This window comes from Streptomyces sp. 3211.6, assembly GCF_003634815.1.
In the GTDB taxonomy this organism is placed as follows: domain Bacteria; phylum Actinomycetota; class Actinomycetes; order Streptomycetales; family Streptomycetaceae; genus Streptomyces; species Streptomyces katrae_A.
On the sequence record NZ_RBXC01000001.1, the window covers coordinates 5,356,232 to 5,381,034 of the forward strand.

Here is a 24,803-nt window from a genome sequence, read left to right on the forward strand (position 1 = left end):
AAGCCATGACGACCGTGACGCAGCGAGCCGCACTGAGGGACGCCCTCGGCCTCCTCAAGGACCGCGAGCAGATCGCCGAGCGCCTGCTCGAATCCTCCGCCAAGCACTCCTTCGACCCCGACAAGGAACTCGACTGGCAGGCCCCGCCCGTCGACGGCAAGTACTACTGGCCCCCCGAGCTGCTCTCCCTCTACGACACCCCGCTGTGGAAGAAGATGGGGGAGGAACAGCGCATCGAACTCTCCCGCCACGAAGCCGCCGCACTCGCCTCGCTCGGCATCTGGTTCGAGATCATCCTCATGCAGCTCCTCGTCCGGCACATCTACGACAAGCCGCTGACCAGCAACCACGTCCGCTACGCCCTCACCGAGATCGCCGACGAGTGCCGCCACTCGATGATGTTCGCCCGCATGATCCAGACGGGCGGCGCCCCCGCCTACCCCGTCTCCCGCGCCAACCACAACCTCGCCCGGATCCTGAAGACCATCTCCACCACCCCCGGCTCCTTCGCCTGCACCCTCCTCGGCGAGGAGATCCTCGACTGGATGCAGCGCCTCACCTTCCCCGACGAGCGCATCCAGCCCCTCGTCCGCGGAGTGACCCGCATCCACGTCATCGAGGAGGCCCGGCACGTCCGCTACGCCCGCGAGGAACTGCGCCGGCAGATGCTCACCGCCCCGCGCTGGGAGCGCGAACTCACCCGGCTCAGCTGCGGCGAGGCCGCCCGGGTCTTCTCCCTCGCCTTCGTCAACCCGGCCGTCTACGACAACGTCGGCCTCGACCGGCGCGAGGCCGTCGCCCAGGTCAAGGCCAGCGGCCACCGCCGCGAGGTCATGCAGACCGGCGCCAAGCGGCTGACCGACTTCCTCGACGACATCGGCGTCCTGCGCGGCGCCGGCCGCCGCCTCTGGAAGAGCTCCGGCCTCCTCGCGTAAGCCCCCGCGAGCCGCGCCGTACGTCTACGCTGCGGACATGACCGTACGCACCGTGCGCGCCTACCGCCGGCTGAGCGTCGAGGAGCGGCGGGCCCAACTCCTCGACGCGGCCCTGTCGCTGTTCGCGCACCGGGCTCCGGAGGAGATCTCCCTCGACGACGTCGCGGAGGCCGCGGGCGTCTCGCGGCCGCTGGTCTACCGCTACTTCCCCGGCGGCAAACAGCAGCTGTACGAGGCCGCGCTGCGCTCGGCGGCCGACGTCCTCGAACTGTGCTTCGCCGAACCCCGCACCGGACCGCTCACGGCCCGGCTCTCCCGGGTCCTCGACCGCTACCTGGCCTTCGTCGACGAGCACGACGCCGGCTTCGCCGCCCTGCTGCAGGGCGGCAGCGTCGTGGAGACCTCCCGCACCACCGCCACGGTGGACGGCATCCGCCGCGCGGCCGCCGAACAGATCCTCCTCCACCTGGACCTCCCGGCCCCCGGGCCGGGACGGCGGCTGAGGATGATGGTCCGCACCTGGATCACGGCGGTCGAGGCGGCCTCCCTGATCTGGCTGGACGAGGGCAAACAGCCGGAGGCCGCCACCCTCCGCGACTGGCTGGTCGACCAGTTCATCGCCCTCCTGACCGCCACCGCCGCCACGGACCCCGAAACGGCCACCGCCGCCCGCGCCGCCCTGGCCCTGGAACGCCCGGACGGCCCGGCGGGGATCCTCGCCCGACGCGTGATCCCGGTGGTCTCCGAGGCCGCTCACCTCCTGTGACACTGGTGGGGTGAGAAGCGAACCGACCCCCTTCGAGGGCGGCCCGATGGACGGCCGGGTCCTCCCGATCCTCCTCGGCCCGACGGGCCACCCCCCGAAGTGGTACGAGATCCCCGTCCCGGCGGCCGACGGTGGCCCGCCGACGGTCCTGCTGTACGAGCGGGTCCCGTCGGGCTACACGAAGCGGCTGGGTCTCCAGAAGGGCTGGAAGTACGCCTACCGCCCATCGGGCCAGAAACCGAAACTCCGCTGGCCCTGGACGAAGCCGCGGCGCGATGAGACTGACGGGAAAGCCCCAACCCGTCCCTGAGACCGCCCCGCCGGGACACGGTCATCGTGGGTTCCGGCCGTCTGAACGGGGCCGCCCGGCGGGGTCCCGATACCCGCCCCACCTCGCCCCACCCCGCCCCAGGCAGTCGTCGCCGTCAGGGAACTCGTCCCGGAGCCGGGCGGTCAGCCGTCCGTGCGGCCCCGTCGCAGCATGGCGAAGCCCAGCCCGGCTGCGCCCACGGCCGCGATCCCGCCGCCCGCCGCGAGCAGCAGCGCCCCGCTGCCCGGGCCGTCGGCCAGGGTGTTCAGCCGCAGCGCCTCGGCGGTGCCGGGGGTGTGGTGGGTCTTGGCGACGGCCGGCACGACCTCCCCGGCGCCCCGGCGGGTCGCCGTCTTGTGGCCGTCGCCGGCCACCGCGTGCGAGCCGTTCCGCGGGAGGGTGTCGTCGACCCAGGAGGAGAGCCGCCCGTCCGGGCGCAGCGCGGCGTGCAGCTCGCCGGCCCCGCCGACGCCGGTGGCGCCGTCACGGCTGGTCAGCGTCGCCACCGTGGCGCCGGCGCGCAGGATCTCCGCCTGGTACGCGTCCTTCGCGAGCCGGTACACCTTGGCGGTCGACTGCCCGTCCGCGAGGGACAGGCTGCTGACCAGGGTCCGCTGGGCCCCGGCGGCGGAGGCGGCCGGAACCCCGTCGGCGAGTGCGGCGGCGGTGGGCAGCGCCAGCAGGGCCGCGGCGCATGCGGTCACGGCGGTGGCGCGAACGATGGTGCGGCGGCTGACGGTGTTCACGGGAGTCCATTCGGTACGGGTGGTGCAGGCAGGTAGGGCTCCAACGTAGGCGCGGGCTGTTGCGGTAGGGCCCTGGCCTTGTAACAGGAAGGCAGCAGCGAGCCGACGGAGCTGTTACATGTTCGAGGGATTGCCGGGGGCGGCGGCGCCTGCTCACATGGACGGCGGGGGTGAGGCCGATGCCCGGACTCAAGGTGCTTCCGAGCGGCCGGCCCGGCCGCGGCCGGCTCTACGTCAACCGGCCCGACGGCCTGACGGTGGCCTGGTACGACCGTCAGGCCAACCGGATCAGCGTCCTCGCGGACGACCAGCGCGAGGCCGTACTGGCGGTACTGCGCCCGTACTTGAGCGGCGACTGGACCATCGGCCCGCCGCCCGTTCCCAGCCGTGCCGAACTGCGCCGCCTGCACCTCCCGCCCGACCAGGACCTGGCCCCCAACCGCCCCGGCGAAGCCCTCCTGGGTGAACTGGCGTACGGGGCGCCGGGCGGCGGCAGGGCCCGGCACCGCATGCGCCGCCAACTGGCGGCGTCACAGCGCACGGGTGCGGAGCTGGACCTGCTGGAGGCCGAGGACTGGCGGGTGGTCCACGACGTCCCCCTGCCGGGTCTCGGGCTCCTGGACCACCTGCTCATCGGCCCGCCGGGCGTCTTCGCCCTGCGCACGGTCCCGGGCCGCCGCCAGCGGGCCCAAGTGGGGGACCTCCTCCTGACGGTGGGCCGTGGCACGCCTGCCCCGGATCCTCGCTGGATCCGCGGTGCGGCGGCCCGCGCCTCCCGCGCCCTGGCCTCCCCGGTCACCCCGGTCCTGTCCCTCACGGACGCCTCCCGGGTGGAGGTGGCGCCCAGCCTCAGGGATGTCCTGGTCCTCCAGCCCCCGACCCTGACGGCCACCCTCCGGGCCGTCCCGCCGACCCTCAAACCCCCGGACGTGGAGGCCTTGTTCACGGCGGCGCGCATGACGACGACGTGGCTGGGCGAACGATAGGCCGCGCCCTTGTACGCCGTGCCCTTGTAGGCCGCTCTTTTGCAGGCGGAGGCGGGAGCGGCCGCCGCGCGGGGCCTGCCCCTCCCCGCCCTCCTCCCCGCCCTTCCTCCCCGCCCTTCCTCCCCGCCCTTCCTCCCCACCCATCCTCCGTTCCCAGGGGCTCCCCCTCAGGTCAGGCAGAACTCCGCTTCCTTGGCGCCGCCTTCTTTCCCGCACCCGCCCCCGCCGTCTTCTTCGCGGCCGTCGACGCCGTCGACTTCTTGCCCGAAGCGGCCTTCTTCGCCGCCGACTTGGATGCCGTGGCGGTGCCCGAGGCCGTGGCCTTCGAAGTCGACTTCGCCGCCGCGGTCTTCTTCGCCGCTCCGCCCCCTCTCCCCGACGCGGTCGACTTCTTCCCGCCCACCGCCTTCGGCGAGGCCGCAGCCGCAGTCTTCCTCCGGATGGGCGTCACCTCGGCCTCCCCGCCCCCGCCCCCACCACCGGCGTCCCCGCCCCGCGATGCCCGCGCCGCCCGCACGCTGCTCTCCAGTGCCGCCATCAGGTCGATCACCTGCCCGCCCGCCGGTTCCACCACCGCCTCCGACGGCTCGAACGCACCCCCCGCCTTCGCCGCGATCATCGCCTCCACGGCCTCCCGGTAGTCGTCGTGCAGGGAGGAGATCTCCACCTCACCCAACGTCGCCATCAGCGCATCGGCCAGATCCAGCTCGGCCTCCCGCACCGACACCGACGCCTCCGGCGCCACCCCCTCCGGCGCCCGGATCTCGTCCGGCCACAACAGCCCGTGCATGGCGATCACGTCGTCCACGACCCGCAGCATCCCCAGCCGCTCCCGCCCCCGCAGCGCGAACTTCGCGATGGCCACCTTCCGGCTCCGCTTCAGGGCCTCCCTCAGCAGCGTGTACGGCTTCGCCGCCGTGGCCCCGTTCGCCGCCAGGTAATACGCGGAATCCATCTGCAGCGGATCGATCTCATCGGCCGGCACGAACGAAACGATCTCGATCGTCTTCGCCGTGGCGATCGGCAGCTGTGCCAGGTCCTCGTCCGTGATCGGCACGATCGACCCGTCCGCCTCCTCGTACCCCTTGCCGATCTCGTCCGAGGACACCTCCTCCCCGTCCAGCTCGCACACCTTGCGGTAGCGGACGCGTCCGCCGTCCGTCACGTGGATCTGGCGGAAGGAGATGGAATGGCTCTCAGTGGCGTTCACGAGCTTGATCGGGATGCTGACCAGGCCGAAGGAGATCGCCCCGTTCCAAATGGATCGCACGGTTCCTCCTGATTCGTGGCAATCTCATCGTATGACGCCGATCACATCAGTGGAGGGGCGTCGCATCGCGCTCAGCAACCTGGACAAGGTCCTGTACCCGCGGACCGGCTTCACCAAGGGCGAGGTGCTGCACTACTACGCCACCGTCGCGCCTGCCCTCCTCGCGCACATCCATGACCGCCCCGTCTCCTTTCTTCGCTATCCGGACGGACCTGACGGCCAGCTGTTCTTCACCAAGAACCCGCCCCCCGGCACCCCCGCCTGGGTGAAGACCGCCCCCGTGCCCCGCTCCGAGGACCCCGGTGCCGAACAGGTGCTCGTATCCGACATGCCGGCCCTCATCTGGGCCGCCAACCTGGTCGTCGAGTTCCACGTCCACCAGTGGACGGCCGCCACCCCCGCCGTCGCCGACCGCCTCGTCCTCGACCTGGACCCCGGCCCGCCCGCGACCATCGTCGAGTGCTGCGCCGTCGCCCTCTGGCTGCGCGACCGCCTCGCCGCCGACGGGCTGCACGCGTACGCCAAGACCTCCGGCTCCAAGGGCCTCCACCTGTCCGTCGCGGTCGAGCCGACCCCGTCCGCCCGGGTGTCCGCGTACGCCAAGCACCTCGCGCAGGAGGCCGAGGCGGACCTGCCCGCCCTGGTCGTGCACCGCATGGCCAAGGCGCTGCGCCCCGGCAAGGTCTTCGTCGACCACAGCCAGAACGCCGCGGCCAAGACCACCGCCGCCCCCTACACCCTGCGCGCCCGCGCCCTGCCGACTGCCTCCGCCCCCGTCGCCTGGGCAGAGGTCGAGGCCTGCCGGAACCCCGCCGACCTGGTGTTCCTCGCCGACGACGTCCCGCCCCGCCTCGCCCGCGACGGCGACCTCCTGGCCCCCCTCCTGGACCCCGGCCTGGCCGGGGCGCTGCCCGGGAAGCCCCGATGACACCGCCGGTCCGGGTGGCCCTGGCCGCCTCCGTACGCACCCTCCCGCGCGGTCCGGGACTGGCCTACGAGCCGAAGTTCGACGGGCACCGCATGGTCGTCCTCCGCACGGCCGACGACGTCGTCCTCCAGGCCCGCTCCGGCCGCACCGTGACCGCGGCCTTCCCCGACCTCGCGGCGGCCGCCCGGCGGTTGCCGGCCGGGACCGTCCTGGACGGGGAGGTGGTGGTCTGGCACGCCGGCAAGACGGACTTCGCCCTGGTCCAGCGCCGGGCCGCGGCCACCCCGGCCCGGGCCGCCGCCCTGTCGCGCACCCTCCCCGCCTCGTACGCGGCCTTCGACGTCCTGGAGCTGGGCGGTCTCGACGTACGGGCGCAGCCCTACGAGCGCCGCCGCGCCCTGCTGGTCGACCTCCTGGTCCCCCTCGGCCCGCCCCTCCAGCCGGTGCCGATGACGACCGACCCGGAACTGGCCGAGACCTGGTACGAGACCCTGCCCGCGAGCGGCATCGAGGGGCTCGTCGTCAAACGCCTGGGCCAGCCGTACCCGTCCGGCCGCCGCGCCTGGCGCAAGCTGCGCCACACCAATGTCCGGGACGCGGCGGTGATCGGCTACACCGGCACGGTGCGCCGCCCGCTCGCCCTGGTCCTGCTCCTCCCCGGGGAGGACGAGGAGACCCCCCTGGTGTCGAGCCCCCTCCCGCCCGCCCTCCGCACGGACCTCACGGCGGCCCTGCGCACGTCGCCGCCACCGCCCCCCAAGCTGCCGACGGTCACGGCGATCGGCCTGGGCGAAACCCCCTACACCCCCCTGGACCCACCCCTCACGGCGGAGGTCCGCCACGCCTCGACCCGCCACCCCCCGCCGGAAGTACTCCGCCTCCGGACGGACCTGACGGACCTGACAGACCTCTGACCCGCGCCGGTGGCGCGGGTCAGAGGAGAGGAGGCCCCTGCGGACTCCGAATGACGGCGACAGACGGACGGCGCCTCTACGCGTGCCGCCTACGCGTGCGCCCCGCGTCCCGCGTCGGGCGGTGCGCCGGGCTGCGGGTGCGGTCCGGGGCCGGTCACGGGCTTGTAGCCGGACTCCCGTTCGGCCCGTACCTCTTCGGGGTGTGCGGACGTGGTGGACCCGAAGTTCCCGTACCCCTGCATCTCGTGCGGCCTCAGTCCGCCCTCGGGGATCTCCACGTGGTCCCTCTCCTCCCGGACCTCGTGCACCGCACCGCCCTCGGGCAGGTGCGGCTGGCTCTCGGGAGTGGGCGGCGGCGGCTCCTTGGCCCGCACGCGCTGCCCCAGCTTGAACCCGCCGAGCAGGAACCCGGCGATGATCACTCCGACGATGAAGAACCACGCGCTGCGGGAGAGGGTCGCGTCCACGCTCAGGATCATGTCCATGAATGTTATTTTCCCGTTTTCACACCTTTTTCACGCGCCCCGCGCGAAGAATCATGAACAGCGCCCGGCCCTCACCGCAGCGGCCCGTCGGAATCCCGCAGCCCCCGGGCGTCCCTTCCCCCGAGCACCCCCAGGATCTCCGCGCAGATCGCCAGCGCCGTCTCGGCCGGGGTCTTCGCCCCCAGGTCCAGCCCGATCGGGCCGTGCACCCGCGCGAGCTCGGCCTCGCTCACCCCGGCCGCGACCAGCCCCTCCCGGCGCCGCGCGGTGGTCCGCCGCGAGCCCAGCGCACCGACGTACGGGATCCCCAGCGCCAGCGCGGTCCGCAGACTCGGCACGTCGAAATCGGGCTCGTGGCTGAGCAGCACCAGACAAGCGGCGTCCCGGTGCTGAACCAGCACCTTCTCCGCCTCACCGGCACTCTCCACCATCACCGACTCCCACCCCAGCAGCGCGGCCTGCGCCCCGATCACCTCGGCCAGCTCCCCGCTGCCGCCGATCACCAGGTACGGAGCCGACGGGTACGCCTCCACGAGCACCAGCCCGGACCCCCCGTACAGCGCGTCCCGCCCGGGCCGGCGCGTCCCGAGCAGTTCCCCGGCCCGCCGCGCGGCGTCGTCGGCCGGCACGCCCCCGGCCCGCACGACCTCGCTCACCGCGGCGTCCGCCCCCTCGCTCAGCCGGGTCACGAGCGCCACCCCGGCCCCCGACCCGAGCAGCTCCCACCACTCGGCGGGGATCGAGGCCAGGGGCTGCAACAGCACCTCGGCCTGCCCGCCACAGGTCAGCTTCGCCTCGGTGGCCTCCCCGGCCCCGACCGACACCTCGCACACCCGCGCACCGCCCCCGGCCCCCACGGCCCCGGCCTCGGCCACGAGCTCGGCGTCGAACACCCCGCGGTACAGCGCCCCGACACACTCACCCCGAGCGTCCACGAGCACGGCCCCGGCAGGGTCCCGCGGGCCGAACCCCTGCTCGGTCACCGGCCGCGCCAGGAACGCCACCCGCCCCTCGGCCGCCCACTGCCGCGCCGTCTCCGCCAGCTCACGCATCTCGTCGCCCCATCCTCTATGCGCCATCACGCCGCAAAGTGCCAGGTCAACGGCACAAAGCGGCCTCAAATCCACCCTACGCACCCCCCGTCCCCCCACCACCCCCCGAACACACAGACCCTGCCCCACCCCCTCGTACGGTCCACCGGAACGAACCGCGCCGCGACAGCGCTCCGGCCCCCACCCGCCCCTCCCGGCCGACCCCACCGTGCCGCACGTGACGACGGTCGCCCCCCGAGCCGATCCGCACCCCACCCGCACCCGCCGACCCCACCCGTCCTGGCCGGTTCGCGCCCTTTGCACGGCCCGCCGGACTGTCGACCCTCACGGTATGGGGGACTACCAGGACGAACCGCCCCGGCTGCGAGCCGGGCAGCCGCACTGCCCGCACTGCGGCCTGCCGGTGGACCGGGTCGCGACGGACGAGCACGACTGGGTGCTGCTGGAGCCGGGCATGACGCCCCTGGCCCACACCGTCCCGGCGCAGCACCGCTGGATAGAGCGGTCCGACAACCGCGTGGCCGTCTACGGGGTCTGCCCACCGGACCCGACCCAGCGCTGCCGCATCGAACACCGCCTGGCCTGCGCGGCCCAGCCCCTCCCGGACCTCTGGCCCTGGCTCACGGCCCTCCGCACCGAGAACGACCGCCGCGCACAGCGCACGGCACAGGACTGGCCCCACGCCGGCTGACGAAAACGGCCCGCCGGACGATCCGGCGGGCCGTTTACGGAGCTCAGGCCTGCACTCCCGGGCCCGCCGGCGTTCCCTCGGGTTCCGGGTGCGGCAGGGGGGAGCCGTCAGCCGGCGGGTTGCAGGGCGCGACGAAGCATTCCCACTGGTGGGAGGGGACGTGCGGCGGCTTCCCGCCCTCCCCGGCCCCGCTGCCCCCGGGCGGCCCGCAGGGCGCGGTGAAGCACTGCCAGTCATGCCCGGAGGGGACGTTCACCGGGGGCCCGCCCTTCCCGTGCCCGTCGCCGTCCGGAGGGTTGCAGGGCGCGGTGTAGCACTCCCACTGCTGCCCGGCGGCGCTCAGCTGCGGCGTCCCGTGGACGGCGGCGAACGCGGCGACGTTCAGCAGGGCACTCCCCGCGGCGACGACGGTCGAGGCCGCGAAGACGAAGAGACGACGGGACCAGAAGGGCTGCTGAGCCATGGGAATCCTCCTCCACTGGACAAGAAGGGGGAGAGGAGGAGCCCCGAGCTCTCCTCCACCCCGCACCTCCAGTAGGCCCGGGCGCCGACAGCGGGTCACGACCCGGATTCACGTGTCTTGACCCGTGACCACGACAGGGGTATGTGGACGCAGGGACCGCCGGTCAGGGCCCGGCAGCCGGCCCGAACGCGGATGCGACCGGTCCCCCATGCGGGGAGCGGCGGCGACGCTAGCCTGACGGGGTGAACGTCCGTGACGCCCTCGCGCAATGGCTCGGCTCCCTCGACACCGAGCGGCTCACCGCCCTGCTGGAGGAGCGGGGCCTGCCGCTCGCCGCAGGGTTCCGGCGCATCACCACCCTCGCCGAGCTCGCCGGCCACCTGCTCGGCGACGAGTCGGTCGGCTGGGGCCTGATGGCGGGTACGGCCGGGGAACTGGAGCTCCTGGCGGCCGTCGCCGCCCTGGCCCTGGAGCGGCACGGTCCGGCCGGGGGAGACGCTGAAGACGGGCCGCGCTACCCCTGGCAGCAGAGCGTGCCGGTGGTACCGGTCGACCCGGCGCGGCGATGGGTGGCGGAGGAGGACGTGCTCTCCTGGTTCGAGCCGGGGCCGGAGCGCCTGCGGGCCGAGAGGACGCTGGCGCGGCTGCGGGAGCGCGCTCTGCTCCTTCCCGCCCCCAAGGGCCGACTGGTCCTGCCGCCCCTGCTGCACGTCCGTGCCGCAGGGTTCGACGGCTACGGGCGGACCGCGGCCCGGCTGCTGACCGCCGCCTACAATGCCCCCGAGGTCAAGCGGATCGCCGCCGTGCTCGCCGGGGACGGACAGGGCGCGGCGCGGACCCGCGACACGGCCCAGGAGCTGATCACGACCGTACTCGCCGACCCCGCCCGGGTCCGGGACCTGGTCGCCACGGCTCCCGCGCGCGCCCGGGAGCTGCTGGACCACCTGGTGCCAGGGCCCCCGCTGCTGCGTACCCACTGCTTCGTCAGCCGGTACGGGGAACACGACGTCCCCGGTGCCAAGTTCGTCTTCCGGCAGGGCGGCAGCGGAGACGAGGGAACGGACTGGCTGGCCGCGCGCGGGATGCTGGTCCCCGTCGGCGTCGACCTGGTGGAACTCCCGTACGAGGTCGCCCGCGCGCTGCGCGACGAGCAGGCCCCGCCCAGCCCCTGCCTGGAAGCGGACCCGTTCACCGCCACGGCCCCGCTGCCGCCCGGTTGGGCGGACGAGGGGACCGCGGCTGCGGCGGCCGCCGCCTGGCGCGCCGAGCAGGTCCTGCGCGCACTGGCCGCGCAGCCCGTCACGATCCGGAAGACGGGCGGGATCGCCGTACGGGACACCCGGCGGCTGGCGAAGACGGCCGGTGCGGACGAGGCGGACACCCGGCTGTGGCTCGACCTCGCCGTGACCGCCGGACTCGCCGCGCGCCGGGACGAGGAACCGCCACCCGCCGCCCCCGCCCGTCGGCGGAACGCCGCGCCGCCCAGGCCCCCCGCCCGCCTGCTGCCCAGTGACCGTTACGACGCCTGGGCCGCCGCCCCGGCCGCGGGCAAGCTCCTGCCGCTGCTGGCGGCCTGGGCCGTGCTCCCCGGGATCCTCAGCCACTGGCCGGACCCGGGCGAGGTCCCGGTCGCCCTCGTCAGTCCGCAGGACCAGGAGGCGGTGGACCTGCGGACCGGGGTGCTCCGGGCCCTCGCGACCCTCCCGGCCGGGCACGGTCTGAGGGGGGACGCCCTCGGCTACGCCGAACTCCTGGACCGGGCCGCCTGGTTCCGCCCCATGCTGCGTGCCCACCTGGCCGTGGACGACAGCGGGGCGCCGGCGGACCTGGACGGATTCCTCGACCGCATGGAGGCCACCCTGAAGGAGGCGGCCCTGCTCGGTGTCGTCGCGCACGGAGCCCTCACGCCCGTAGGACGCGCGCTCTGCCGACTGCTGGAGGCCGGCGGCGCCCACCACTACCCGGCCGTGCCCGGCGCGGGCGCCGACCCGTCCGCCACCGGTACCGACGGCCTGGGCCAGGACCTGTCCACCCGTCCCGCCCTGGCGGCAGCGGTCACCGCCCTGCGCGAGGCACTCCACTCCGCCCTGCCCGCGCCCAGCACCACCGCCCGCTTCCAGAGCGACCTGACGGCCACCGTCACCGGAGCCCCCGCACCGGCCCTGGCCGAACTGCTCTCCGCGGTCGGTGACATCGAGTCCGAGGGGCACGCGGTGGTCTGGCGCATCACCGCCGCCTCCGTACGCCGCGCCCTGGACGCGGGCTGGAGCGCCGACGACCTCCTCGGCCTCCTCACCGCCGCGAGCGAAACCCCACTACCGCAGGTCCTCACCTACACGGTCAAGGACGCTGCCCGCACCCACGGCCGGCTCAAGGTGGTCCGCTCGGCCTGCTGCATCCGCTCGGACGACCCGGGCCTGATCGCCGAGGTCGCCCAGGCCCGCGGCCTGGCCCGACTCCGCCTGCGCCGGATCGCCCCCACCGTGCTGATCTCCACCGCACCCCCCGAGGAGACCCTGGCGGCCCTGCGCACCGCCGGCTACGCGCCCACCCAGGAAGCCGAAACCGGCACCACCGTCCTCGACCGAGCCCCCGCCGAACGCGCCCCGAGCACCCTCCCCACCCTGGACGACCCCCACCCCGCGTACGGGCACCCGACCGACGGCATTCCGGCGAGCGCCCGCACCTTGGCGGCCGCGCTCATGGGACAAGGGCGGTAACCGCGGGGGTGGTTACTGCCACGGGGCCGCCGCGGATCGCGGCGGCCCGCCCGTCATGGCGCCGAACGCAAGAAGACCCTCCGAACAGTTGCGAGCACTGTTGGGAGGGTCTTCGGCACTTCCTGCGAAGTGCCCCCGGCAGGATTCGAACCTGCGCACACGGCTCCGGAGGCCGTTGCTCTATCCCCTGAGCTACGGGGGCGTGTCGTTCGCGTTGCGGCGACGGGTTGAACCCTACCAGCTTCCGCGGGGTGATCAGGAACCGATTCGGGCGGGAGGAAGGAGGTCGGTCGCCCGGAGGGGGTGGAAGTGGCAAAAACCCGGACGCGGGGGCTTAGGGCGACCTACCCTCAAGTTGTGCCAGGCGCCTCGGGCCGGGTGCTTGTTGTCGACGACAACAAGGTCATCCGGCAGCTGATCAAGGTCAATCTCGAGCTGGAGGGCTTCGAGGTCGTGACCGCGAACGATGGTGCCGAGTGCCTGGACGTGGTCCACCGGGTGTGTCCCGACGCCATCACCCTTGATGTGGTCATGCCGCGGCTGGACGGGTTCGGGGCCGCCGCGCGGCTGCGGGCCGATCCGCGGACGCGGCACGTGCCGCTCGCCATCGTCAGTGCCTGTACCCAGCACGAGGTCGAGGCCGCCATCGCCGCCGGCGTGGACGCCTTCCTCGCCAAGCCCTTCGAGCCCGCCGAGCTGGTGAAGGTCGTGCGGCGGCTCGTCGAGCGGAAGGACCGGCGGGAGCGGAAGGGCGCCCCGGCCGGCAGAGGGGTGTGAGGAGAGGGGCGTAAGGAGGGGTGTGGGGAGGGCCCGGGCAGGGTGGTGGGGGCGGGCTATTCCACATGGCGAAACCCGATGCATGGGGGACGGGCTTCTCCCCTAGGCTGGGTTCCGTGATCCCCGCCGACCTCTCTCGTGCCGTCGTACACGCCGTACGCCGTGCCGTCGAGGCCGGGGAACTGGACGGGCCCGCGCCCGGGCGGGTGGTCGTCGAGCGGACCCGGCCCGGAGGGGTGGGGGAGTACGCCAGTCCCGTCGCGCTGAAGATGGGGAGGGGGGCCGAAGGGGCCCTCGTGCTCGCCGGAGCGCTCGCCCGGGAGCCCGGCATCGCGACCGTCGACGTCACCGGCCCCGGATTCCTGAACTTCACCCTCGCCCCCCTGTCCGCCACCGAGCTGGTGCGGGACGTGCGCGAGCGGCCCGAGCGCTACGGGTGTGCCCCGGCGCGGAGCGAGGCCGTCGGCGGATCCCGGGAGCAGGTCGTGCGTGCCGCCGTCGCGCGGATCCGGGAAGGGCAGGGGTTCCCCCCGGAGGAGGGCGGGGCGCGCGTCGCACCCGTGGCCCGGCGGGACGGGGACGTGCTCGCGCGGTACGGGGCCGGGGCCGCGGTCTGGGCCATGGTCGTCGTGCCGGGCCGGGAGACGCCCGCCTTCGGCGACGGACTGCTCGTGCAGGGGGAGGAGAACGAGGTCTTCCGCGTCCGGTACGCGCACGCCCGGGCGCGGGCGCTGACGCGCAACGCCGCGGACCTCGGGTTCCGCGCCGAGCCCGGCGACGTCGACGCGCCCGCCCTGCTGCGCGCCCTCGCCGACCACCCCCTCGCCCTCGAGGCCGCCGCGCACCACCGGGCGCCCGAGCGGCTGGCGCGGCACCTCGTCGCCGTCGCCGACGCGCTCCTCGACTTCCAGCACCAGGTCCTGCCCCTCGGGGACGAGAAACCCTCGGCCGCCCACCGTGCCCGGCTGGCTCTTGCCGAAGCCGCCGGGGCGGTGCTGGCCGGCGGCCTCGCCCTCCTCGGCATAGACGCCCCAGATTCTTTGTGACTCCCGAAGAGAGATTCCGATGAGCCGTTCCGCGCACCCCGCCGGGCCCCGCCACGCCGACGTCCTGCCCGAGGGCCACTACGCCCCGCCGCCCGCCGACCTGAACGCGCTGGACGAGAAGGTCTGGTCGCGGACCGTCACGCGCAACGGGGACGGGGTCGTCACCGTCGGCGGTATCGAAGTGACGCGGCTCGCGGAGGAGTTCGGGACCCCCGGCTACTTCCTCGACGAGGAGGACTTCCGGGCCCGCTGCCGCGCCTGGGCGCACGCCTTCGGCAAGGACGCGGACGTGTTCTACGCGGGGAAGGCGTTCCTGTCCAAGGCCGTCGTGCGGTGGCTGAAGGAAGAGGGGCTGAACCTCGACGTGTGTTCGGGCGGGGAGCTGGCCACCGCGCTCGCCGCCGACATGCCCGCCGAGCGGATCGCCTTCCACGGCAACAACAAGTCGGAGGCCGAGATCCGCCGCGCGGTCGGCGCCGGTGTGGGGCGGATCGTGCTCGACTCGTTCCAGGAGATCGCGCGGGTCGCGCACGTCGCCGCCGAGCTGGGGGTGCGCCAGCCCGTGCAGATCCGCGTCACCGTCGGCGTGGAGGCGCACACCCACGAGTTCATCGCCACCGCTCACGAGGACCAGAAGTTCGGCATCGCCGTGGCCGACGGGTCCGCCGCCGAGGCCGTGCGCCGCGCCCTCGGGCACGACAGCCTGGAGCTGCTCGGCGTCCACTCCCACATCGGCTCGCAGATCTTCGACATGGCCGGTTTCGAGGTGTCCGCCAAGCGGGTCGTGCAGCTGCTGGCCGCCGTCCGCGACGAGCACGGCGTCGAGCTCCCCGAGATCGACCTCGGCGGCGGCCTCGGCATCGCCTACACCTCCGCCGACGACCCGCGCGAGCCGCACGAGATCGCCAAGGCGCTCACCGAGATCGTCGCGCGGGAGTGCGAGAGCGCGGGGCTCAAGGCCCCCCGGATCTCCGTCGAGCCCGGCCGCGCCATCGTCGGCCCGACCGCGTTCACCCTCTACGAGGTCGGCACGATCAAGCCGCTGGAGGGCCTGCGCACGTACGTCTCCGTCGACGGGGGCATGTCCGACAACATCCGCACGGCCCTGTACGACGCCGAGTACGCCGTCACCCTCGTCTCCCGCGTCTCCGACGCCGAGCCCATGCTCGTCCGCGTCGTCGGCAAGCACTGCGAGAGCGGAGACATCGTCGTCCGGGACGCCTTCCTCCCCGCCGACCTGGCCCCCGGCGACCTGATCGCCGTACCCGCCACCGGGGCGTACTGCCGCTCCATGGCCAGCAACTACAACCACGCGCTCCGCCCGCCCGTCGTCGCCGTCCGCGACGGGGCCGCGCGGGTGATCGTCCGGCGTGAGACGGAGGAAGATCTCCTGTCCCTCGACCTCGGGTGATTCCCATATTTTCGGGACGGGGCGTCCGGTCCCGAAAATGGACGTCTCACTCAATGGACCGAAGATGGAAACTGCTGTCCATTGAGTGAGACTGGTTCATACCTGGCGCGTAACCCGCGCGCCGGGCACGTAGAAAGATCGAAAGGCGTAGGTCGAATGATGCGTACGCGTCCGCTGAAGGTGGCGCTGCTGGGCTGTGGAGTGGTCGGCTCAGAGGTGGCGCGCATCATGACGACGCACGCCGACGATCTGGCCGCCAGGATCGGCGCGCCCGTCGAGCTCGCCGGCGTCGCGGTGCGCCGCCCCTCCAAGGTGCGCGAGGGCATCGACCCCGCGCTCGTCACCACCGACGCCACCGCGCTGCTCAAACGCGGCGACATCGACGTGGCGATCGAGGTCATCGGCGGCATCGAGCCCGCCCGCACCCTGATCACCACCGCCTTCGAGAACGGCATCTCCGTCGTCTCCGCGAACAAGGCGCTGCTCGCCCAGGACGGCGCCGCGCTGCACGCCGCGGCCGAGACGCACGGGCTGGACCTGTACTACGAGGCCGCCGTCGCAGGCGCCATCCCGCTGGTCCGCCCGATGCGCGAGTCCCTCGCCGGCGACAAGATCAACCGGGTGATGGGCATCGTCAACGGCACGACGAACTTCATCCTCGACAAGATGGACTCCACGGGCGCCGGCTACCAGGAGGCGCTCGACCAGGCCACCGCCCTCGGCTACGCCGAGGCCGACCCGACCGCCGACGTCGAGGGCTACGACGCCGCCGCCAAGGCCGCCATCCTGGCCGGCATCGCCTTCCACACCCGCGTCCGCCTCGACGACGTGTACCGCGAGGGCATGACCGAGGTCAGCGCCGCGGACTTCGCCTCCGCCAAGCGGATGGGCTGCACCATCAAGCTCCTCGCCATCCTGGAGCGCGCCGCCGACGGCGAGTCCGTCACCGCCCGCGTCCACCCGGCGATGATCCCGCTCAGCCACCCGCTCGCCTCCGTCCGCGAGGCCTACAACGCGGTCTTCGTCGAGGCGGAGGCCGCCGGGCGGCTGATGTTCTACGGGCCCGGCGCGGGCGGTTCGCCGACCGCGTCCGCGGTGCTCGGCGACCTCGTCGCCGTCTGCCGCAACAAGCTCGCCGAGGCAACGGGGCCCGGCGAGTCGGCGTACACCCAGCTGCCCGTCAGCCCCATGGGGGACGTCGTCACCCGCTACCACATCAGCCTCGATGTGGCGGACAAGCCGGGCGTCCTCGCCCAGGTGGCGACCACCTTCGCGGAGCACGGCGTGTCGATCGACACGGTCAGGCAGCAGGGCAAGGACGGTGAGGCCTCCCTCGTCGTCGTCACCCACCGCGCACCCGACGCCGCCCTCTCCGGGACCGTCGAGGCGCTGCGGAAGCTGGACACCGTGCGCGGTGTCGCCAGCATCATGCGTGTTGAAGGGGAGTAAGGACCCATGAGCAGCAATCGCACCCACCAGTGGCGCGGCATCATCGAGGAGTACCGGGACCGGCTGCCGGTCACCGAGACGACCCCCGTGGTCACGCTCCGGGAGGGTGGCACTCCCCTCGTTCCCGCCCAGGTGCTCTCCGAGCGCACCGGCTGTGAGGTGCACCTCAAGGTCGAAGGCGCGAACCCCACCGGTTCCTTCAAGGACCGCGGCATGACCATGGCCATCACCAAGGCCAAGGAGGACGGCGCCAAGGCCGTCATCTGCGCCTCCACGGGCAACACCTCCGCCTCGGCCGCCGCGTACGCGGTGCGCGCCGGCATGGTGTCCGCGGTCCTCGTGCCGCGCGGCAAGATCGCGCTCGGCAAGATGGGCCAGGCCCTCGTGCACGGCGCGAAGATCCTGCAGGTTGACGGCAACTTCGACGACTGCCTGGACCTGGCCCGCGCGCTGTCCGACAACTACCCGGTGGCGCTGGTCAATTCCGTCAACCCGGTGCGCATCGAGGGCCAGAAGACGGCCGCGTTCGAGATCGTGGACGCGCTCGGCGACGCCCCCGACATCCACGTGCTGCCCGTCGGCAACGCCGGCAACATCACCGCGTACTGGAAGGGCTTCAAGGAGTACAAGGCCGACGGCCTTGCCTCCCGTACGCCCCGCGTGTGGGGTTTCCAGGCCTCCGGCTCGGCGCCGATCGTGCGCGGCGAGATCGTCAAGGAGCCGCACACCATCGCCACCGCGATCCGCATCGGCAACCCGGCCTCCTGGGAATACGCCCTCGCGGCGAAGGAGGAGTCGGGCGGCTTCATCGACGAGGTGACGGACCGCCAGATCCTGGCCGCCTACCGCCTGTTGGCCTCACAGGAGGGCGTCTTCGTCGAGCCCGCCTCGGCCGCCTCCGTGGCCGGTCTGCTCAAGGCCGCCGAGCTCGGCCTGGTCGACCCCGGCCAGAAGATCGTGTGCACCGTCACCGGCAACGGCCTGAAGGACCCCGACTGGGCGGTCGCCGGCGCTCCGCAGCCCGTCACCGTTCCGGTGGACGCCGAGGCCGCCGCCGTCCGGCTCGGCCTGGTCTGACCCCGGGCCCGGCCCGGGAACTCCCTGGGCCGCGCACAGCGGCCCGCGACCGGCGTTGCCGGATTCCGGAAACCTTCCGGAATCCGGCAACCCGGCCCGTACGACACCGAAAGCCAACGGCACTTCAGCGGTGGCCCACCGGACGACGGCGACACGCATCGTGCGCCTCCTGTGCGCCCTATGTCGCGGGAGAACCTTCCTTCGATACGCTGTACTGACATCCGCCACCGCGCATATGACCGCGGTGCTGCCCCGAGGGCCTTCGGGTGTCGTACGTTCTCCAGTACATTTCGCAGCGAAGATCCCGCACAGCCCGCCGGATCCCCGCACAGTCACAAGGAGTGTCATCGACCGATGGCAGGTCCAGCGTTCCGCGCCGCCGCCGTACGAGTGCGCGTGCCCGCCAGCAGTGCCAACCTCGGCCCCGGCTTCGACGCCCTCGGCCTGGCCCTGGGGCTCTACGACGACGTGGTCGTCCGCGTCGCCGACTCCGGCCTGAACATCGACATCGCGGGTGAGGGCGCCGACACCCTCCCGCGTGACGAGAGCCACCTCCTCGTACGTTCCATGCGCACCGCCTTCGACCTGCTGGGCGGACAGCCGCGCGGCCTGGAGGTCGTCTGCGCCAACCGCATTCCGCACGGGCGGGGCCTCGGCTCCTCCTCGGCCGCGATCTGCGCCGGCATCGTCGCCGCGCGCGCCGTGACCATAGGCGGCGAGGCCCGGCTCGACGACACGGCGCTGCTGGAGCTCGCCACCGAGATCGAGGGCCACCCGGACAACGTCGCCGCCTGTCTGCTCGGCGGCTTCACCCTCGCGTGGATGGAGGGCGGCAGTGCGAAGGCGATCCGTATGGACCCCGCCGGTTCCATCGTTCCGGTGGTCTTCGTCCCGTCGAAGCCGGTCCTGACCGAGACCGCGCGCGGCCTGCTGCCGCGCTCCGTTCCGCACGTGGACGCCGCCGTGAACGCGGGGCGCGCGGGCCTGCTCGTGGAGGCCATGACCAGGCGTCCCGAGTTCCTGCTGCCCGCCACCGAGGACCGGCTGCACCAGGAGTACCGCGCCCCCGCGATGCCGGAGAGCGTGGCGCTCGTGGGCCGGCTGCGGGCGGACGGCATCCCCGCGGTCATCTCCGGCGCGGGCCCCACGGTCCTCGCGCTGGTCGACAACGACGCGGCCGACAAGGTCGCGCAGCTCGCGGGCGAGGGGTGGGCCGCGAACCGGCTCGCCCTCGACGCCGCGGGTGCGAGCGTCCTTCCGCTGGGCGCCCAGGGCGGTCAGCCCGTGTCCTGGTGACACGGCCCGACGGGGCGGGCGGCCGGGCAGGCCGACCGCCCCGGAAGGGCGATTGCCGGTGATTGAGAGGGGGAATGTCTGTTGGATCCGGTAGTGTTAATCTCAAGTAGGCAACCGAAGCCGCCATGGCTCGGTGCTCAGTGTCCCCATCCGGGACCACCTTTCTTCCGGGAGCCTCCCCGACTGCTTTGATCGCTGCCAGCAGTTTCGAGCACGCTCCGGAATCGGCGTGACATTCCCACGCTTCCAGCTCGGGGGCTTCTCGCCGGAACCACCCATGCACGTTTCTCTCCGCCGTATCTCTACCGGCGGACCACCGCCCCGGCACAGTTCACACACCTAGGACTGTTGTCGGACAGCACAACCGGTCGCCGAGCCAGACAGGCCGACGTCCGCTCCAGGGAAGGACCCTTCGTGAGCGACACCACCGATCTGATGGGCGCTGCCGACACCAACGTCGACACCAGTGCCCCCGCCGCGGGCGCCGCAGCTGCCACTGCCACCCGGCGCCGCCGCTCCGGCACCGGCCTTGAGGGCATGGTCCTGGCCGAGCTGCAGCAGGTCGCGTCGGGCCTCGGTATCAGGGGCACCGCGCGGATGCGCAAGAGCCAGCTGATCGAGGTCATCAAGGAGGCGCAGGGCGGCAGCGCCCCCAAGGCCGCGGCCCCCGCCGCCGACGCCGCCGAGGCCAAGCCGAAGCGCCGCGCCACCAGCAAGGCCCGTACGGGTGAGGCGGCCGCCGCCGCGCCCGCCGAGAAGCCCGCCGCACCGGCCCAGATCGAGATCCCGGGCCAGCCGATCAGCGAGGACGCCCCGGCCGGCGAGCGCCGCCGCCGCCGCGCCACCGCCCCGACCGGCAGCCCCGAGTCCTCGTCCCCCGCCGTCGTGCAGGTCGAGCAGAAGACCGAGGCCCCCGCGGTCGCCCCGCAGGCCGAGGCCAAGGCGGAGCAGGCCGTGGCCGTGTCCGCCCCGGCGCAGGGCCAGGCCCCCGCGCAGGAGGCCGGCGAGGGCCGTAGCCGCCGTGACCGCCGTGACCGCGGCGAGCGCGGCGAGCGCGGTGACCGCCAGGGCCGCCGCGAGCGCGGTGCCAAGGCCGACGAGCAGGGCGGCCAGCAGCAGGGCGGCGGCCAGGGCCAGCAGCAGGGCGGCCGTCAGGACCGCGCCGACCGCCAGGACCGCCAGGACCGTCAGCAGCAGGGCGGCGGCCGGGGCCAGCAGGGCCGTCAGGACAACGGTCCGCAGGACGACTTCGACGGCGAGGACGGCCGGCGCGGCCGGCGCGGCCGCTACCGCGACCGCCGTGGCCGCCGTGGCCGTGACGAGTTCGCCCCGGGCGAGCCGCAGGTCGCCGACGACGACGTCCTGATCCCCGTCGCGGGCATCCTCGACATCCTCGACAACTACGCGTTCATCCGGACCTCCGGCTACCTGCCCGGCCCGAACGACGTGTACGTCTCCCTCGCCCAGGTCCGCAAGGCCGGTCTGCGCAAGGGCGACCACACCACCGGCGCCGTGCGCCAGCCCAAGGACGGCGAGCGCCGCGAGAAGTTCAACGCGCTGGTGCGCCTGGACTCCGTCAACGGCATGTCGCCCGAATCGGGCCGCGGCCGCCCCGAGTTCCAGAAGCTGACCCCGCTCTACCCGCAGGACCGGCTCCGTCTGGAGACCGACCCGGGCGTGCTGACCACCCGGATCATCGACCTCGTGTCGCCGATCGGCAAGGGCCAGCGCGGTCTGATCGTGGCTCCGCCGAAGACCGGCAAGACCATGATCATGCAGGCGATCGCCAACGCGATCACCACCAACAACCCCGAGTGCCACCTGATGGTCGTCCTGGTCGACGAGCGTCCGGAAGAGGTCACCGACATGCAGCGGTCGGTCAAGGGCGAGGTCATCTCCTCGACCTTCGACCGCCCGGCCGAGGACCACACCACCGTCGCCGAGCTGGCCATCGAGCGCGCCAAGCGCCTCGTGGAGCTGGGTCACGACGTGGTCGTCCTGCTGGACTCCATCACCCGTCTGGGCCGCGCGTACAACCTCGCGGCGCCCGCCTCCGGCCGCATCCTGTCCGGTGGTGTCGACTCGACCGCGCTGTACCCGCCGAAGCGCTTCTTCGGTGCCGCGCGCAACATCGAGGACGGCGGCTCGCTGACCATCCTGGCCACCGCGCTCGTCGACACCGGCTCGCGCATGGACGAGGTGATCTTCGAGGAGTTCAAGGGCACCGGCAACATGGAGCTCAAGCTCGACCGCAAGCTCGCCGACAAGCGCATCTTCCCGGCCGTCGACGTCGACCCGTCGGGCACGCGCAAGGAGGAGATCCTCCTCAACAGCGAGGAGCTCGCCATCGTCTGGAAGCTGCGCCGGGTGCTGCACGCGCTCGACTCGCAGCAGGCGATCGAGCTGCTGCTCGACAAGATGAAGCAGACGAAGTCGAACGCCGAGTTCCTGATGCAGATCGCCAAGACCACCCCGGCGGGCAAGAACGACGACTGACCCCGCCGGTCGGTCCACGCGTGAACGCAGGCGCCCCCACCGCATCGCGGTGGGGGCGCCTGCCGTTGGTGCGACCTTCGCCACACCGAGGGGCCCGGAAGGGCGTCGTACGGGGCCTTCCGCGCCCGGATCGGCACCCCGGGTGCCGGGCGTGTCACGCTGCGTGTCCGTGTGCGCCGGGGGGGTGCGGAGCGGCCCCGTGCGCCGTGGAACCCTGGAATGCGCTAGTCCGTCTGTGTGAGAGAACAGCGGGCACCGGAGCCAGGACCGAGGAGAGCATGAGCGAGACCAGCAGAGGCGGTCGCGGCGCGCGCAGGCGCCGGCGCAGGGAGCAGTCCCGGCCGCGCAAGGGCCTCAGGATCGCCGCCTGGACCGCCGCCGGCGTGGTCCTGCTGGGCGGCGGGAGCCTCGGATGGTTCTACTTCAAGCTCAACGGCAACCTGCACAGCGTCGACATCGACTCGGCGCTGGGCAAGGACCGCCCGCCGAACGTGGACAACGGTTCGATGGACATCCTGGTCCTCGGCTCCGACTCCCGCGACGGGGCGAACGGCGAGTACGGCGCGGACGACGGCGGCTCGGCCCGCTCCGACACGGCGATGATCGTCCACCTCTACGAGGGCCACAAGCAGGCCAGCGTCGTGTCGATCCCGCGTGACACGATGCTCCCGCGGCCCGCCTGCCCCATCGGCAAGGGGAAGAACAGCGCCCCCAGGCAGCGCGCGCAGTTCAACGAGGCCTTCACCATCGGCGGGGCCGCCTGCGCCGTGAAGACCGTCGAGGCGATGTCGGGGATCCGCATGGACCACTACATCGAAGTCGACTTCACCGGCTTCAAGAAGATCATCGACAACCTCGGCGGGGTCGAGCTCACGACCACCAAGCCGATCAAGGACTACGGCAGCCACCTCGACCTGCCGGCCGGCTCCCACAAGCTCAACGGTGAGCAGTCCCTCGGCCTCGTCCGCACGCGCAAGACCGTCGGCGACGGCGGCGACCTGGGCCGAATACAGCTCCAGCAGGCCTTCATCAAGGCGCTGATCAAGCAGGTCAAGGGCGTCGGGGTCTTCGACAGCCCCAAGAAGCTCTACGGCCTCGCCGACTCCGCCACCAAGGCGATCACCACCGACAAGGCCCTCGGTGACGTGAAGTCCCTCGCGAGCTTCGCCCAGGGGCTCCAGGGCATCGGCGCCGAGAACATGCACATGATCACCCTGCCGGTGACCCAGGACCCGCTCGACCAGGACCGTGTCGCGGTCCTGGCCAAGGACTCCAAGATGGTCTGGGACGCCCTGCTGGCCGACCAGCCCATCCCGGCCGCGGCCACCGAGCATTCCACCGGGGACAAGAGCACCGCGGGCTCGATCGTCCAGTAGCGGAGCCGCCGGGCGGGGGCCGGAATAGATGCCGGCCCCTCCCCGTTGAGGGGAGCGTTCCGAGAATTTTGACAGGCGGGCCGGTCCTGGCAGACTGGTCTGTCGGCCCCGGTTCACGCAGTGCGCAATTCGGCTCCTGCGACCCGGCGCCCTCCCGAATCTAGGAGACACCTTGAAGCGCGATGTTCACCCCGAGTACGTCGAGACCCAGGTCAGCTGCACCTGTGGCGCGTCGTTCACCACCCGTAGCACCCTGACCGAGGGCACCATCCGTGCCGAGGTCTGCTCCGAGTGCCACCCGTTCTACACGGGCAAGCAGAAGATCCTCGACACCGGTGGCCGTGTGGCCCGCTTCGAGGCCCGCTTCGGCAAGGGTGCGGCCAAGAAGTAGCGCGACCCAGGCGCCGGTCTCCGGCCGCCCCCTGACCACGCGGGGGCGGCCGGGCCGGCGCCTTTGTCGTCGTTCAGCCAGCCCAGCCCATTTTGATTTTTACCCCGGGAGCATCCGATGTTCGAAGCGGTCGAGGAACTGGTCGGCGAACACGCCGACCTCGAGAAGAAGCTCGCCGACCCTTCGGTCCACTCCGATCAGGCGAACGCGCGCAAGCTGAACAAGCGCTACGCGGAACTGACCCCGATCGTGGCGACCTTCCGCGCCTGGAAGCAGTCGGCCGAGGACATCGAGACGGCCAAGGAGCTGGCGGCCGACGACCCCGACTTCGCCGCCGAGGTCAAGGAGCTGAGCGCGCAGCGCGAGGAGCTCACCGAGAAGCTGCGCCTGCTGCTCGTTCCGCGCGACCCCAGCGACGACAAGGACGTGCTCCTGGAGATCAAGGCGGGCGCCGGCGGCGACGAGTCCGCCCTGTTCGCGGGCGACCTGCTGCGCATGTACCTGCGCTACGCCGAGCGCGTCGGCTGGAAGACCGAGATCATCGACTCCACCGAGTCCGAGCTCGGCGGCTACAAGGACGTCCAGGTCTCCGTCCGCACCAAGGGCGGCAACGGTGCCACCGAGCCCGGCCAGGGCGTGTGGGCCCGGTTGAAGTACGAGGGCGGCGTCCACCGCGTCCAGCGCGTCCCGGCCACCGAGTCCCAGGGCCGCATCCACACCTCCGCCGCCGGCGTGCTCGTCACCCCGGAGGCCGAGGAGGTCGAGGTCGAGATCAACCCGAACGACCTGCGCATCGACGTGTACCGCTCGTCGGGCCCCGGCGGCCAGTCCGTCAACACCACCGACTCGGCCGTGCGCATCACGCACCTCCCGACCGGTGTGGTCGCCTCCTGCCAGAACGAGAAGAGCCAGCTCCAGAACAAGGAGCAGGCCATGCGCATCCTGCGCTCGCGCCTGCTGGCCGCCGCCCAGGAAGCCGCCGAGCAGGAGGCCTCCGACGTGCGCCGCAGCCAGGTGCGCACCGTGGACCGTTCCGAGAAGATCCGTACGTACAACTACCCGGAAAACCGGATCTCGGACCACCGCACCGGTTTCAAGGCGTACAACTTGGACCAGGTGCTCGACGGCGACCTCGACTCGGTCATCCAGGCGTGCGTCGACACCGACTCCGCGGCCAAGCTCGCGGCCGCGCACTGACGAACCCCGCACCACCCCCCC

23 protein-coding genes and 1 tRNA gene are annotated in these 24,803 nt (G+C 72.8%); 18 read left to right on the forward strand and 6 right to left on the reverse strand.

The annotated features are described in order from the left end of the window. The first annotated feature begins 5 nt into the window (after positions 1-5). From BX286_RS24910 to BX286_RS24920, 3 genes are read left to right on the forward strand one after another with little or no spacing between them, the layout of a single operon-like run. Complete coding sequence (locus BX286_RS24910) at positions 6-935, forward strand: diiron oxygenase (protein WP_079429761.1); 930 nt, start codon at positions 6-8, stop codon at positions 933-935. A gap of 37 nt (positions 936-972) precedes the next feature. Next, positions 973-1,701, forward strand: a complete 729-nt coding sequence (locus BX286_RS24915) for a TetR/AcrR family transcriptional regulator (protein WP_079429762.1) — start codon at positions 973-975, stop codon at positions 1,699-1,701. A gap of 10 nt (positions 1,702-1,711) precedes the next feature. Continuing rightward, positions 1,712-2,011 carry a hypothetical protein gene (locus tag BX286_RS24920; protein ID WP_121016359.1) on the forward strand — a complete coding sequence of 100 codons (300 nt, stop codon included), beginning with the start codon at positions 1,712-1,714 and terminating at the stop codon, positions 2,009-2,011. Between the two features lie 143 nt (positions 2,012-2,154). Here BX286_RS24920 and BX286_RS24925 read toward each other — a convergent pair whose 3' ends face one another. Continuing rightward, entirely contained in the window at positions 2,155-2,757 is a 603-nt protein-coding gene (locus BX286_RS24925; protein ID WP_121016361.1) for a hypothetical protein, read from the reverse strand. 179 nt (positions 2,758-2,936) lie between these two features. Between BX286_RS24925 and BX286_RS24930 the strand changes: the two genes are divergently transcribed. Then, positions 2,937-3,743, forward strand: coding sequence for a nuclease-related domain-containing protein (locus tag BX286_RS24930; protein ID WP_121016363.1), 807 nt, complete (start codon positions 2,937-2,939; stop codon positions 3,741-3,743). A gap of 172 nt (positions 3,744-3,915) precedes the next feature. Here the strand turns inward: BX286_RS24930 and BX286_RS24935 are convergent, their stop codons facing one another. Continuing rightward, entirely contained in the window at positions 3,916-5,013 is a 1,098-nt protein-coding gene (locus BX286_RS24935; RefSeq protein WP_121016365.1) for a Ku protein, read from the reverse strand. A gap of 31 nt (positions 5,014-5,044) precedes the next feature. Here BX286_RS24935 and ligD point away from each other — a divergent pair, with 31 nt between their 5' ends. Beyond that, a complete protein-coding gene (gene ligD / locus BX286_RS24940) occupies positions 5,045-5,941 on the forward strand; it encodes a non-homologous end-joining DNA ligase (protein ID WP_079429767.1) in 897 nt (298 codons plus the stop codon). After that, positions 5,938-6,855 (forward strand): ATP-dependent DNA ligase, encoded by a 918-nt coding sequence (locus BX286_RS24945; protein WP_079429768.1) that lies wholly within the window; start codon positions 5,938-5,940, stop codon positions 6,853-6,855. The genes ligD and BX286_RS24945 overlap by 4 nt, the downstream gene beginning before the upstream one ends. Before the next feature lie 89 nt (positions 6,856-6,944). Here the strand turns inward: BX286_RS24945 and BX286_RS24950 are convergent, their stop codons facing one another. Both BX286_RS24950 and BX286_RS24955 read right to left on the reverse strand, forming a co-directional pair. Beyond that, a complete protein-coding gene (locus tag BX286_RS24950; protein WP_079429769.1) occupies positions 6,945-7,340 on the reverse strand; it encodes a DUF6479 family protein in 396 nt (131 codons plus the stop codon). Between the two features lie 71 nt (positions 7,341-7,411). Continuing rightward, positions 7,412-8,392, reverse strand: a complete 981-nt coding sequence (locus BX286_RS24955) for an XdhC family protein (protein ID WP_079429770.1) — start codon at positions 8,390-8,392, stop codon at positions 7,412-7,414. A 331-nt stretch (positions 8,393-8,723) separates the two neighbouring features. On the opposite strand from BX286_RS24955, the gene BX286_RS24960 reads away from it, so the two are divergent. Then, entirely contained in the window at positions 8,724-9,083 is a 360-nt protein-coding gene (locus tag BX286_RS24960; RefSeq protein WP_079429771.1) for a DUF6083 domain-containing protein, read from the forward strand. 43 nt (positions 9,084-9,126) lie between these two features. Here BX286_RS24960 and BX286_RS24965 read toward each other — a convergent pair whose 3' ends face one another. Beyond that, positions 9,127-9,546: a hypothetical protein gene (locus BX286_RS24965; RefSeq protein ID WP_121016367.1), complete on the reverse strand. Its 420-nt coding sequence runs from the start codon at positions 9,544-9,546 to the stop codon at positions 9,127-9,129. 242 nt (positions 9,547-9,788) lie between these two features. Between BX286_RS24965 and BX286_RS24970 the strand changes: the two genes are divergently transcribed. Beyond that, positions 9,789-12,266: a helicase-associated domain-containing protein gene (locus BX286_RS24970; RefSeq protein ID WP_121016369.1), complete on the forward strand. Its 2,478-nt coding sequence runs from the start codon at positions 9,789-9,791 to the stop codon at positions 12,264-12,266. A gap of 130 nt (positions 12,267-12,396) precedes the next feature. Here the strand turns inward: BX286_RS24970 and BX286_RS24975 are convergent. After that, a tRNA-Arg gene (locus BX286_RS24975) sits at positions 12,397-12,468 on the reverse strand. Positions 12,469-12,575: 107 nt separating this feature from the next. Here BX286_RS24975 and BX286_RS24980 point away from each other — a divergent pair. From BX286_RS24980 to prfA, 10 genes are all read left to right on the forward strand, one after another. After that, entirely contained in the window at positions 12,576-13,043 is a 468-nt protein-coding gene (locus BX286_RS24980) for a response regulator (RefSeq protein WP_079431957.1), read from the forward strand. A 116-nt stretch (positions 13,044-13,159) separates the two neighbouring features. Then, on the forward strand, positions 13,160-14,089 hold the full coding sequence (nrtL, locus tag BX286_RS24985) for an ArgS-related anticodon-binding protein NrtL (protein WP_100862864.1): 930 nt from the start codon (positions 13,160-13,162) through the stop codon (positions 14,087-14,089). A 19-nt stretch (positions 14,090-14,108) separates the two neighbouring features. Then, entirely contained in the window at positions 14,109-15,500 is a 1,392-nt protein-coding gene (gene lysA / locus BX286_RS24990; protein ID WP_100862863.1) for a diaminopimelate decarboxylase, read from the forward strand. Between the two features lie 159 nt (positions 15,501-15,659). After that, the gene (locus tag BX286_RS24995) at positions 15,660-16,949 is read left to right on the forward strand and encodes a homoserine dehydrogenase (protein WP_045948872.1); all 1,290 of its coding nucleotides are present in this window, start codon (positions 15,660-15,662) and stop codon (positions 16,947-16,949) included. A 6-nt stretch (positions 16,950-16,955) separates the two neighbouring features. Then, positions 16,956-18,026 carry a threonine synthase gene (thrC, locus tag BX286_RS25000; protein WP_121016371.1) on the forward strand — a complete coding sequence of 357 codons (1,071 nt, stop codon included), beginning with the start codon at positions 16,956-16,958 and terminating at the stop codon, positions 18,024-18,026. Between the two features lie 354 nt (positions 18,027-18,380). Continuing rightward, complete coding sequence (gene thrB / locus BX286_RS25005; RefSeq protein WP_079429777.1) at positions 18,381-19,322, forward strand: homoserine kinase; 942 nt, start codon at positions 18,381-18,383, stop codon at positions 19,320-19,322. 414 nt (positions 19,323-19,736) lie between these two features. Continuing rightward, on the forward strand, positions 19,737-21,818 hold the full coding sequence (gene rho, locus BX286_RS25010; protein WP_079429778.1) for a transcription termination factor Rho: 2,082 nt from the start codon (positions 19,737-19,739) through the stop codon (positions 21,816-21,818). 278 nt (positions 21,819-22,096) lie between these two features. Next, positions 22,097-23,194 (forward strand): LCP family protein, encoded by a 1,098-nt coding sequence (locus tag BX286_RS25015; protein ID WP_079429779.1) that lies wholly within the window; start codon positions 22,097-22,099, stop codon positions 23,192-23,194. Positions 23,195-23,366: 172 nt separating this feature from the next. Further along, complete coding sequence (gene rpmE, locus BX286_RS25020) at positions 23,367-23,585, forward strand: 50S ribosomal protein L31 (RefSeq protein ID WP_007266580.1); 219 nt, start codon at positions 23,367-23,369, stop codon at positions 23,583-23,585. A gap of 117 nt (positions 23,586-23,702) precedes the next feature. Then, positions 23,703-24,782, forward strand: a complete 1,080-nt coding sequence (gene prfA / locus BX286_RS25025; protein WP_079429780.1) for a peptide chain release factor 1 — start codon at positions 23,703-23,705, stop codon at positions 24,780-24,782. Positions 24,783-24,803 lie beyond the last annotated feature (21 nt).